Origin of the sequence: Kangiella sediminilitoris, assembly GCF_001708405.1 — a bacterium.
Classification (GTDB): Bacteria; Pseudomonadota; Gammaproteobacteria; order Enterobacterales; family Kangiellaceae; genus Kangiella; species Kangiella sediminilitoris.
Window position 1 is genome coordinate 1,785,238 of record NZ_CP012418.1, and the last position, 11,411, is coordinate 1,796,648.

General features: G+C 44.2%; 10 protein-coding genes. 5 read left to right on the forward strand and 5 right to left on the reverse strand.

What is annotated here, in order from left to right; translation table 11 throughout:
- Positions 1–6 precede the first annotated feature (6 nt).
- On the reverse strand, positions 7–966 hold the full coding sequence (locus tag KS2013_RS08250; protein ID WP_068992355.1) for an acetyl-CoA carboxylase carboxyltransferase subunit alpha: 960 nt from the start codon (positions 964–966) through the stop codon (positions 7–9).
- Between the two features lie 229 nt (positions 967–1,195).
- Here KS2013_RS08250 and KS2013_RS08255 point away from each other — a divergent pair, with 229 nt between their 5' ends.
- From KS2013_RS08255 to KS2013_RS08275, 5 genes are all read left to right on the forward strand, one after another.
- On the forward strand, positions 1,196–2,566 hold the full coding sequence (locus KS2013_RS08255; protein WP_068992358.1) for a DNA-3-methyladenine glycosylase 2 family protein: 1,371 nt from the start codon (positions 1,196–1,198) through the stop codon (positions 2,564–2,566).
- A 31-nt stretch (positions 2,567–2,597) separates the two neighbouring features.
- Positions 2,598–3,071: a methylated-DNA--[protein]-cysteine S-methyltransferase gene (locus KS2013_RS08260; RefSeq protein WP_068992361.1), complete on the forward strand. Its 474-nt coding sequence runs from the start codon at positions 2,598–2,600 to the stop codon at positions 3,069–3,071.
- A gap of 27 nt (positions 3,072–3,098) precedes the next feature.
- Positions 3,099–3,494, forward strand: a complete 396-nt coding sequence (locus tag KS2013_RS08265) for a hypothetical protein (protein WP_068992364.1) — start codon at positions 3,099–3,101, stop codon at positions 3,492–3,494.
- Between the two features lie 159 nt (positions 3,495–3,653).
- Positions 3,654–4,187, forward strand: coding sequence for a helix-turn-helix domain-containing protein (locus tag KS2013_RS08270; protein ID WP_068992367.1), 534 nt, complete (start codon positions 3,654–3,656; stop codon positions 4,185–4,187).
- Positions 4,188–4,264: 77 nt separating this feature from the next.
- A complete protein-coding gene (locus tag KS2013_RS08275; RefSeq protein WP_068992370.1) occupies positions 4,265–4,936 on the forward strand; it encodes a hypothetical protein in 672 nt (223 codons plus the stop codon).
- Here the strand turns inward: KS2013_RS08275 and KS2013_RS08280 are convergent.
- The 4 genes from KS2013_RS08280 to lpxB all read right to left on the reverse strand — a co-directional run bounded on the left by KS2013_RS08280 (position 4,933) and on the right by lpxB (position 11,402).
- Positions 4,933–5,322, reverse strand: a complete 390-nt coding sequence (locus KS2013_RS08280; protein ID WP_068992373.1) for an MAPEG family protein — start codon at positions 5,320–5,322, stop codon at positions 4,933–4,935. The two genes, KS2013_RS08275 and KS2013_RS08280, sit on opposite strands and share 4 nt — an antisense overlap.
- A gap of 698 nt (positions 5,323–6,020) precedes the next feature.
- On the reverse strand, positions 6,021–9,509 hold the full coding sequence (gene dnaE / locus KS2013_RS08290) for a DNA polymerase III subunit alpha (RefSeq protein WP_211267806.1): 3,489 nt from the start codon (positions 9,507–9,509) through the stop codon (positions 6,021–6,023).
- A gap of 92 nt (positions 9,510–9,601) precedes the next feature.
- Complete coding sequence (gene rnhB / locus KS2013_RS08295) at positions 9,602–10,192, reverse strand: ribonuclease HII (protein WP_211267758.1); 591 nt, start codon at positions 10,190–10,192, stop codon at positions 9,602–9,604.
- Positions 10,185–11,402 (reverse strand): lipid-A-disaccharide synthase, encoded by a 1,218-nt coding sequence (gene lpxB, locus KS2013_RS08300; protein ID WP_068992382.1) that lies wholly within the window; start codon positions 11,400–11,402, stop codon positions 10,185–10,187. The genes rnhB and lpxB overlap by 8 nt, the downstream gene beginning before the upstream one ends.
- Positions 11,403–11,411 lie beyond the last annotated feature (9 nt).

Sequence of the window (11,411 nt, forward strand, 5' to 3'; positions counted from 1 at the left end):
CAGCTGTTAACCTTCTGTAACTTCACCAACAGCCATTAGCTTGTCATAACGCTTCTCTAATAGCTTATCAGTGTCCAGACGCTCCAGACTTTCTAAATCTTTAATCAATTGAGCTTTTAAGTTTTTACCCATTTCCGAATAGTCACGGTGGGCTCCACCAAGTGGCTCTCTGACAATATTATCAATCAGGCCCAGTTCTTTGATACGCTCAGCCGTGATACCCATTGCTTCAGCTGCATCTTCGGCTTTTTCTGCACTTTTCCAAAGAATGGACGCACAACCTTCCGGTGATATAACGGAATAGGTTGAGTATTGAAGCATGTTAACTTTATCACCCACACCAATAGCCAAGGCACCACCGGAACCGCCTTCGCCAATTACTGTGGCAATAATCGGAGTTTTCAGGGTGGCCATGACTTTTAGGTTTCTGGCAATAGCTTCACTCTGGCCACGTTCTTCTGCGCCAACTCCAGGAAATGCACCAGGAGTATCAATGAAAGTGAAAACCGGTAGTTCAAAACGCTCTGCCATTTCCATTAGTCGTTTTGCTTTACGGTAACCTTCTGGTCGCGACATACCAAAGTTATGCTTAATTTTTGCTTTTGTATCGCGCCCTTTCTGATGACCAATCACCATGCATGGTTTACCATCGATTCGAGCAAGACCGCCAACAATAGAAGCATCGTCGGAAAACGCTCTGTCACCAGCAAGCTCCTCAAAATCGTCAAACACATGCTCTATATAATCACGCGTGTAAGGACGCTGAGGATGGCGCGCTAATTGAGCCACCTGCCATGCTGAAAGATCTGAAAATATTTTATTCGTCAGATCCTTAGACTTCTTTTGTAAACGCTCGATTTCTTCGCTGATGTTGATCTCCGTGTCTTCACCGGTTAAACGTAACTCATCAATCTGCGCCTCTAACTCCGCAATCGGGCGCTCAAAATCTAAAAAGTTTAAACTCATGCCTATTCAACTGATTTATTTATGGCGTAATTCTGTTATTTTAACCTGAAACCTTTGCTTTATAAAAGGTAACTTTGCCTACGAGAGCAACTGGTCTAAACTGTTTATCAACTATGGCTCTTATTTTGTTTCGTCCCAACGCCACATTTAGTTCCGAATATGGCTAGTTTATCCCGTACTTAGTGCTAGTATAGTTGTCATGACTTCGAACCGTTGCAGACACAATCAAATGAAAAGTTTCCAGAAAGCCCGGCTAGCCCGTGATGCTCGTTATGATGGGAAGTTTTTCATAGCGGTAAAAACGACCAATATCTATTGTCGCCCAATTTGTCCTGCTAGCCCGCCGAAAGAAGAAAATGTTGAGTACTTTTTAAGTGCAGCTCAAGCACAGGAAGCCGGATTCAGACCCTGCCTACGCTGCCGCCCTGAATCCGCCCCTTTATCCAGTGCCTGGCTTGGTAATCAAGCTGTTCTTAACAAGGCGATGCAGCGTATTCAGTCTGGCGCGTTAAACAATCACAACCTGGAATCGTTTAGCGAATCACTCGGTATCAGCAGTCGATATTTACGTAAGCTTTTTCAACAGCATCTGGGCATGTCGCCACAGAGCTTTGCTAATCACCAACGGCTGATGCTAGCAAAGCAGTTGCTACATCAAACGCAGATGCCAATTACTGATATTGCTTTGAGTTCTGGTTTTAACAGCGTCAGACGATTTAACGATAGTTTTAAACAAACCATGAAATTAACCCCATCGGAACTCAGACGGAAAGCTCCTTCTGATAGTAATACACAGTCCATACAACTCACACTGTCTTACCAGCCACCCTATAACTGGACGCAAATGCAGCAATTTTTGGAGCAGCGTGAATTGCCTCTGATCGAAAAGGTGTCGTCGGATTGCTATAGCCGCACCTTTAGCTTAAAAGAAACTCAAGGATGGTTTCGAGCTGTACACGTTGCTCAAAAAAATTGCTTTAAGGTCGATATCCATATAGAAAATACCGCATATCTCATGCCTGCAATTGCACAAATTAAAAAGGTGCTGGATATAGATAGCGACGTCGCTACTATTGAGAAACAGCTGGCGAAAGATAAACAGCTCAAGTCAATCTTAACCAAAGGGTTACGACTACCCGCCTGCTGGAATACTTTTGAAGCTGGAATCAAAGCCATATTGGGACAACAAGTTTCGGTAAAAGCAGCCTACGGGCATACACACAAACTCATTGAACAGCTTGGTTCTGAAACATCCAATGGTATGAAATATTTTCCCACTCCCAGCCAGGTTGCGAAAGCTGACCTCAGTTTTCTAAAAATGCCGGGGCGACGAAAACAAACGTTAACAGATTTTGCCCAGTGGTTTTGTGAACAAGAAAATTCTAATCGTGAGTTTGATCTTCAAGAAATATTGGATATCAAAGGTATTGGTCCCTGGAGTTATGAATATATCAAACTGCGAAGCGGACTGGATCCTGATGCCTTTCCTGAAAAAGATTTAGGCGTTATTAAGGCCTTGGAAAAATATCAAATGACAGACACTAGCAAATGGAGTCCCTGGCGCAGTTATGCCACGCTCCATTTATGGAATAGTTTATAAAAAGGCTTGGTAGAACTATGACGGTAGAACTATGACAATATATTATCAACAAATGACCAGTCCTTTTGGAATGGTGCACCTTTATGCAACCAAATACCATCTAAGAGCTGTATTGTTCAAACCCTGGCAGGCTCTGGATAAGAAAGATAGAGTTGCTACAAGCAACTCTATCCTCGACGACACCAAAACACAGTTAAGTGAATATTTTGCGGGGCAAAGGAAAAGCTTCAACCTCCCTCTGGACTCTCATGGTACTGACTTTCAAAAAACAGTTTGGCAAACACTCATGGAAATTCCCTTCGGCCAAACATGGAACTATGGCCAGTTAGCCGAAGCCATCGGCAATAAAAATGCCAGTCGCGCCGTCGGTGCGGCTAATGGTAAAAATCCTGTCTCTATCATTGTCCCTTGCCACCGAGTTATCGGTTCCAACGGCTCCCTGACGGGTTATGCTGGAGGTCTAAAAGCTAAAGAGTGGTTGCTCAAACATGAAGGCGTGATATAAATATAAAAATATCAAGGAGATTTAATTATGGAAACCATTTCGCAAATTATCGTTGTGCTCTTTGCTGTCGGCCTGATGTGTTTCGAGCCTGTGGCTATTATTGCAAAAACCAAAGCGATTCATTTTCTAGAAGCCTTCGCCAAAACACCTTTCTATCATTTTCTAGAACAAACTCTTCGACTTATAATTGGAGCAGCGCTGGTTACAGCTTCACCCATAATGCTATATAGCGACCTCTTTGGTATTTTAGGTTGGGTGGTTATTATTACATCCCTTATGCTGATAGGTTTACCCTGGCGCTGGCATCAGAAATTTGCTCAAAAAGTCATTCCAACGGTAAAAAAGTATATACATGTTTACGGCGTATTGAGTTTCACTTTAGGCGCGTTGACCCTCTACTGCTTAGTCTCGACCCACTTCTAACCCATTGATTTATATGAACTGTCACCTAAATGTCAGGTGACAATCCTACTACTGTCTCTATCCTGTCGTGGTATACTCAACTCCGTATTTCGATAATACAGGCTCACTTGATAGCCACAACACAGTGTGCAACACAACAACTACGGTTTAGGAAGAGACATGATTGTAAGAAAACTACGATTACGAAATGGATGGTCACAGGAACAACTTGCTGAAATGACCGGACTTAGCGCCCGCACCATTCAACGAATTGAACGTGGTAAGCCTGCCAGTCTTGAAAGCCAGAAAGCCCTTGCCTCTGTGTTTGAAGTGGATATCGCCACCTTTCAAAACCCTGAGTTAATCACAAAAGACTCTCAGGAACATCAAACCAAGGAGCCTGTAATGAATACACAGAACACAAACGACCAAACTGAAGCAACGGAAAAACCTGTAGAGAAAGTTTCAGATGAGGAGGCGGATGCCATGCAATACGTCAAAGGCCTCAAAGACTTCTACGGACACGTAATTTTTTACATCATTTTTTCTGTTATATTTATTCTCACAGGAAGAATATCAGAAATGCTTTTCCCATGGGGTGCATGGAGTTTTGTACTACTTGTTCATGGCCTTCAAGCCCACGAAGTCATTAATATCCTCAACATCAACTGGGAAAAAAAGATGGTGGAGAAGCGGTTGAAGAAGAAACTATAGTACAAAAGGCGCGGAGCTCCTTATATGGAATACTCCGCGTCAAGATACACTTTAAAGAAGAGCTGTAAGGAGGCCCTTTGCGTCCACACCACATAGCCTGGAGCGTTTGCATAATCCCCATCGTCGCGGCACATGGGGCGTTTTTACTTGGCTTATGGGAAGGTGTGGCGAAAGAATGTATTCCATACATTGAAGGCTGCACCTCAATCAGTCGGGCAGCACGCGAAGGGAATGCTATATTTCTGTTTCGCGGGCTGATGATGCCCATCGCAGCACTGTTGGCCTTATTCTGGTATTTGCAAAGTGTCTGGTTGCGGCAAATTACTCAGAAAACTCACCGTACTATTTTTTACTTAGGCTCCATTGGCGCAGTCTTTTTAGTGCTCTACGTCGACTTTCTAGGCACCGAAGGAGAAGCCTATCAATTTTTGCGACGCTACGGCACGACCTTCTATTTCGCGCTAACACTCCTGTCTCAAATGCTCAGTGTACGAATTCTACAAACGAACGTCGGACATTTAGATATAAAGTCCAGAGGCTATTTAAGGGCTCAATTTTTCCTGATTATTCTTTATTGGTTTTTAGGAATTGCCAATGTTGTTATCAAAGCTACTGGTGTGAGCTGGGCTGATCAGGCCGAGAATATTATTGAATGGCACTTCGCCTTATACATGTCTTTATACTTTGGTTTATCTGCCATGATGTGGAAACGTAGCAAGTTTAACTGGAAATTTCCCAAAGAACACTAAAAAACAAACAGCAACCACATCGCAATAACCGCTAAAAAGTTAATGGTAAAAACTAAACCCCTTAATCGAATATTGTTCGTTAAAATCTGGATAAAACTATGTAAAAGTCGACCGCCTACAAATACCCATGCCAACCAAAACTGAATCGGTTCAATGATATTCCCCATGGAAATAATTAGTACGCAAATGACATAGAAAAAGAGCGGCCACTCAAACTGATTTGAAAGGTTAGCGCTTATTCGAGGCTCAACTTCAGCCCACGAATCTTTCTTAGATTTAATAAAACCCCACACCGCAGGCGCACGAACTACCGTTAACAAAACGTATAGCAACGCCACCCAAATGACATGGGTCAGCATAGGGAGTAATAACAATTTAGAACTCATAACCATATCCTTAGTTTCTTTTTAACTTATTCCGCTGTCTGGCGTATATGAATAAAGCAAATGGTATAGACAATACAAAGTAAACAAGACCGCTTACCAGAGCAAGAGACAAAAAATTATATATTGTTACCGTTACTACAAAAGATATATCATTTATCACAATATCAGACTCAAAAATTAAAGCAGCCACGGTACCTAGAACAAATATAGTAGCTACAACTTTCCAGTTCCACTCTGTCCACTTTTTGAAGGGGTGATTAATTTCCATCTACATCCAATCTTTCACTTTAATAATTTCTCTATAACAACTTATAAGCGCTGATACTTTATTACAACTATCTTTCAACAATTTTAATGTGAGCTTTTTAGTTATACAGCAAATAAAGGCTAGCGCTAAATTTCCCCTTATATTGAGCTGAGGTATCCACAAAATATAGCAATCAAAATCGTGGATGATTTTGATAAAGGTTTACAGCACATGGACGTGCTGTAAACCTTGGTGCGTTAAGTATTTTGGGAATATCGAAGGAAGTCATGCTTGCATGACCTCAATATCGGGGTGTCTTTTCTTTTCGCCCTTTTCTTTGGACAAGCAAAGAAAAGGGTATAAATAAGCTCAATTAAGGTTTGAAAATAATCTCCTGCAAGGTTCCTCCTAGTCTCGCAGTATGACGATTTAACGGTATGACAAGTAAAGCTCAATACTCCACTCTTGCCTCAACACACCCTGGAAGATGTTTTAAGGCAAAAACCAGCGAGTCCGTTGGTTGAACCGCCCATTCCGGAGCGAGATTATAATCAGCCGATAGTTTAGCCTGCTGGTATTGTAGATTCACCACAACCGGGCAGCTGCCATCTTTATGCTGATTGAGCTTTTCATGCAGTTCAGTCATGGTGTCAGGGCCGATAATGGTATCCGATACAGTTATCACTATTTTCTTGCAATACTGCTCACGAGCCTGTTCGAATGAGACGATACTGTTTGCGCTGACACTGGTTCCACCCGAGTAGTCATCATGACGGGCTTCACCGTCAATCACCACAACGGTATCTTTAACCAGGGTTTCACGATACGCTTCAAAGGTATCCGCATAGACGGTGACATCACAGCGTCCAGATTTATCGTCAATGGTTAAAATGCCCATCTTATCGCCACGCTTAGTGGTCATAACACGCATGGCGATAATAAGCCCAGCTACGCGGGTAGTACGACCACGTCCTGTTGGTTGTAAGTCACGCAGTCGAGTAATGCTCATCTGCTGAATTTCAGGTACATAGCGATCGATCGGGTGCCCCGTCAGGTATAGCCCTAAGGTTTCTTTCTCGCCCTGTAGTACCTGTTCGTCGGTCCAAGGCTTAACTCGTACGTACTGATGCTGCTCTGAGGCTGTAGTTGCTACTACACTACCGAAAAGATCGTCCTGCCCTACTTCCTGACTCTTATTAAACTGCTCAGCAGCTTTAATAGCCTCATCCAGCGATGCCATCAGGGTTGCACGGTTTGGCCCTAAGTTATCCAGCGCCCCGGCACGAATCAGGGACTCAAGCACTCGGCGATTGGCTTTTCTTAAATCGACTCGGCTACAGAAATCGAATAAATCCTCATAGTCACCATTGGCTTCACGTTCAGTAACGATGCTTTCAATCGCACCTTCACCAACACCTTTAATGGCACCAATACCATAAACAATACGACCTTCATCATCGACTGAGAATCGGTATTGGCCTTTATTAACGTCAGGAGGCGTAATGGTAATGCCCTGCATTTCAGCGTCTTCGACGTAGGTCACTACCTTGTCGGTATTATCCATATCTGACGACATCACCGCGGCCATGAACGAGGCTGGGTGATGCGTTTTCAGCCATGCTGTCTGGTAAGCAACTAATGCATAAGCCGCCGAGTGTGATTTGTTAAAACCATAACCCGCGAATTTTTCTACCAGATCGAAAATCTTCATGGCGAGCTCGCCATCTACGCCATTTTTCTCTGCACCTTCTTTAAAGATGTTTCGTTGGCGTTCCATCTCTTCGACTTTTTTCTTACCCATCGCACGGCGAAGTAAGTCCGCGCCACCAAGTGAGTACCCCGCCAGCACCTGAGCAATCTGCATCACCTGCTCCTGATACAGGATAATGCCGTAGGTCGGGTCGAGAATCTCTTTCAGCCATTCGTGCTGATAATCAGGGTGCGGATAAGAAACCTTATCCAGGCCGTGCTTACGGCGAATGAAGTCATCAACCATGCCCGACTGAAGCGGCCCCGGTCGGAACAACGCCACCAGTGCGATAATGTCTTCGAAGCGGTTGGGTTTAAGTCGCTTAATCAAATCTTTCATACCACGAGATTCCAGCTGGAATACAGCCGTGGTATTGGCTTCCTGCAGGAGCTTGAATACCTTTGGATCTTCGGTATCAATCTTTGCAATATCGACCGCTTCTTCACCCCGCTTTTCTAAAATGCGGTTGGTCGTTTCTAATGCCCAGTCGATGATAGTTAGCGTTCGCAAACCCAAGAAGTCAAACTTCACCAGTCCGGCGCTTTCCACATCATCTTTATCAAATTGGGTAACAACGTTGCTACCTGTCTCATCGCAATATAGAGGCGCGAATTCTTCCAGATCGCCAGGTGCGATAACCACACCACCAGCGTGCTTACCCGCATTACGGGTCACGCCTTCCAGCTTGCGAGCTAGGTCCCAAACTTCACGGAAATCCTCATCCTCTTCGTACAGGCGCGGAAGCTCAGGCTCTTCTTCATAAGCCTTCTCCAGCGTCATGCCCACTTCGAAAGGAATGAGTTTTGCAATTTTATCGACAAATCCATAGGGGTGGCTCAACACACGGCCAACATCACGGATTACCGCTTTGGCCGCCATGGTACCGAAGGTAATAATCTGCGATACACTGTTTCGCCCATATCGATCCGCTACATAATCAATTACCCGATCACGCCCTTCCATACAGAAGTCTACGTCAAAGTCAGGCATCGATACCCGCTCTGGATTTAGGAATCGCTCGAATAGCAGATCAAATTCCAGAGGATCCAGGTCGGTAATTTTCATGGCGTAAGCAACCAATGAACCCGCACCAGAACCACGACCCGGACCAACGGGTACGCCATTATCTTTAGACCATTGAATGAAGTCACCAACGATAAGGAAGTAACCCGGGAATCCCATCGAGTTAATCACGTCTAACTCAATTTGTAGACGCTCGTCATATGGTTTCCGAATTTCAGCAAAGTTATCTGCTTCTCGGTCGTATAGGTGATCCAGTCGTTCTTCTAACCCTTCTTTCGACACATGCTCAAAGTATTCTTCAATGGTCATGCCATCAGGGATTGGGAACTCAGGTAGGAAGTATTCACCCAGACGCAGGTCCAAGTTACAGCGTTTAGCAATTTCGACGGTGTTCTCTAAAGCTTCTGGAATATCATCAAACAGCTCCACCATTTCTTCTTCAGAGCGAAGATACTGTTGTTCAGAATAATCCCTTGGTCTTCTGGGATCGGCCAGCACTCGCCCTTGGTTAATACAAACTCGAGCTTCATGTGCGTCAAAATCATCTTTGGTTAGGAAGCGGACATCATTGGTCGCAACAACAGGTGTACTGGAGCCTTGGGCTAAACCAATAACCTGATGAATATATTCATTCTCATACGGACGTCCCGTACGCTGTAACTCAAGATAGAAACGATTAGAGAAGTGGTGATTCCAGAAGCCCAGGAACTCAGCGGCTTGATCCATTTTACCGGCAAGTACCGCTTTACCGATATCACCGGCTTTACCGCCAGATAAAATAATCAGGCCTTCATTAAGCTCTGCTAACCACTCTTTCTTAACTAAGGGTAGGCCACGGTGCTGGTTTTTTAAGTAAGCGCGAGAAATTAAATACTTTAAATTGAGGTAACCCTGCTTATCCATACACAGAGCGGTGACCCTGAAATAGTTTTCTTCTTCTTCCGGGTCCTGCACCAGTAAATCTGCACCTGCTATTGGTTTAACTCCAGATTTAACGGCATTAGAATAAAACTTAACCAGACCACACATATTCATCTGGTCGGTCATTGCCACGGCAGGAATATTTCGCTCGGCACACTCCCCCAATAGCGACTTAACCCGGATCAGGCTGTCCACCATTGAGTATTCAGTATGAACTTTTAAATGAATAAAGCGAGGTGCCATAATTACTCTATTTTGTTCGTTTGAGTTATTGTTAATATCAACCCATTATAAATAGGTCCAGAATGCATTGCAGTAAGATTCTTTCGAATCAGGTCTCAAAGCTCTAACTGCTGTTGCACCGGGGCGTAAGACTTTCTATGAATGTCAGTAATTCCTAACTTGATGATGGCTTCTCGGTGCTGCTTGGTTGGATAGCCTTTGTGCTTGGCAAATCCATATCCCGGGTATTTATCTTCCATCGCTTTCATCTCATTATCCCTTGCCACTTTGGCCAGTATAGACGCCGCGCTTATAGCTGGCTCCTTACTATCCCCTTTAATAATTGCTTCCATGGCACAGTCCAGTTCCGGGCAATGATTACCATCTATTAAAGCCAGTTGAGGCGGATGGGACAAGGTTTCTACACTTCTCTTCATTGCTAACAGGCTGGCCTGAAGAATGTTAATCTGGTCAATTTCCTCAACATCTGCCCTCGATATGGACCATGATAAAGCTTTCACTTTAATTTCTTCAGCAAGCTCCTCACGACGCTTCTCAGAGAGCTTTTTGGAATCAGCTAATCCATCTATAGGATTTTCTGGGTCGAGAATAACCGCGGCAGCGACGACTGGCCCCGCTAATGGTCCACGACCGACCTCATCTACACCCGCAACAAGCACAGGTCGGTTATTCATAGAGTTACTCATTCTCAAGGGCCTTTGTCTGGCGTATACCATTCTCTGACCACCAGTGTTCGATGGAGTCAGCGGCATAAACGTTGGCATTTTTCTTCAATACCTCATGCCATTTAGTGAACTCAGCTTCTGTTTCCTTCCAGCGCTGGCCATTATTATTATCATGATCACCGATCCAGGCTCTTACTTCAGCAAATAAGTTATCCGCTGTACACTCGTCCTGTATAAGTTCGGGTAACAATTCTTTCTTTGACAATAAATTCGGAATAGAAAACCTATCAATAGTTAGCAGCTGTTTAAATACTCGATAGCTGACATCACCTACCTTGTAAGCAACAACAGTGGGTCGCTTGATCAACATGGCTTCGAGAGTCGCTGTACCCGACGCCATCACGATATAGTCTGCGGCAGTCATGGCAGTTCGAGACTGACCATCAATTAAGCGTATGTTTGGCAGGTCTGGGTACTTTTCACTGGCTTTCGCCAATTGCTCCTGGAACTGAAAACGACGCTTCTCATTCGCCATTGGAGCGATAAAGGTTACCTCTGGATAAAACTTTTTTAACAGCACTGCCATTTCAATAAAGTCAGGGCCCAATAACTTCAGTTCGGAACCACGACTTCCCGGCATGATACAAATCAGCTGTGCATCCTTATCAAGGTCAAGCTCATCACGAGCCTTTTGCTTATCAGTGTTAATAGGGATTTCATCAGCCAGTGGGTGTCCAACACAAAAATTGTCAATAGCGTGCCTTTGATATATCTGTTGCTCAAAGGGAAACAGGCACAGCATTAGATCCACAGACTTTTTGATTTTATGTATGCGTTTAGGTCGCCACGCCCATACTGAGGGGCTAACGTAATGCACGGTCTTTATGCCATGACTTTTTAGTTTTTGCTCTAGTCCTATATTGAACTCTGGTGCATCAATACCGATAAATAAATCAGGTTTGGTATCAACCCAGTATCGAGCAAGATTAGCCCTTAGTTTCAATAGCTCCGGTAGTTTTTTTAGAATCGGAAGTAACCCCATCACCGAGAGGCTTTCCATCGGGTACAGGCTGGCACACCCTTCTTTCTTCATCAAAGGCCCTGCAATGCCTTCGAATACAGCGTCAGGATACTTTTTCTTCAGCTCGGAAATTAATCCGGCACCTAAAATATCGCCGGAGGCTTCTCCGGCGACAATAGCAATTCTTTGAATGGATTTTACTGGCAGCATGGGGCTTAT

What these genes read in the sequence shown, in the direction of transcription:
- KS2013_RS08260 (WP_068992361.1), top strand. Translation starts at nt 2,598, where the DNA reads ATGACAATATATTATCAACAAATGACCAGTCCTTTTGGAATGGTGCAC.
- KS2013_RS08255 (WP_068992358.1), top strand. Translation starts at nt 1,196, where the DNA reads ATGAAAAGTTTCCAGAAAGCCCGGCTAGCCCGTGATGCTCGTTATGAT.
- KS2013_RS08265 (WP_068992364.1), top strand. Translation starts at nt 3,099, where the DNA reads ATGGAAACCATTTCGCAAATTATCGTTGTGCTCTTTGCTGTCGGCCTG.
- KS2013_RS08270 (WP_068992367.1), top strand. Translation starts at nt 3,654, where the DNA reads ATGATTGTAAGAAAACTACGATTACGAAATGGATGGTCACAGGAACAA.
- KS2013_RS08280 (WP_068992373.1), bottom strand. Translation starts at nt 5,322, where the DNA reads ATGAGTTCTAAATTGTTATTACTCCCTATGCTGACCCATGTCATTTGG.
- lpxB (WP_068992382.1), bottom strand. Translation starts at nt 11,402, where the DNA reads ATGCTGCCAGTAAAATCCATTCAAAGAATTGCTATTGTCGCCGGAGAA.
- rnhB (WP_211267758.1), bottom strand. Translation starts at nt 10,192, where the DNA reads ATGAGTAACTCTATGAATAACCGACCTGTGCTTGTTGCGGGTGTAGAT.
- KS2013_RS08250 (WP_068992355.1), bottom strand. Translation starts at nt 966, where the DNA reads ATGAGTTTAAACTTTTTAGATTTTGAGCGCCCGATTGCGGAGTTAGAG.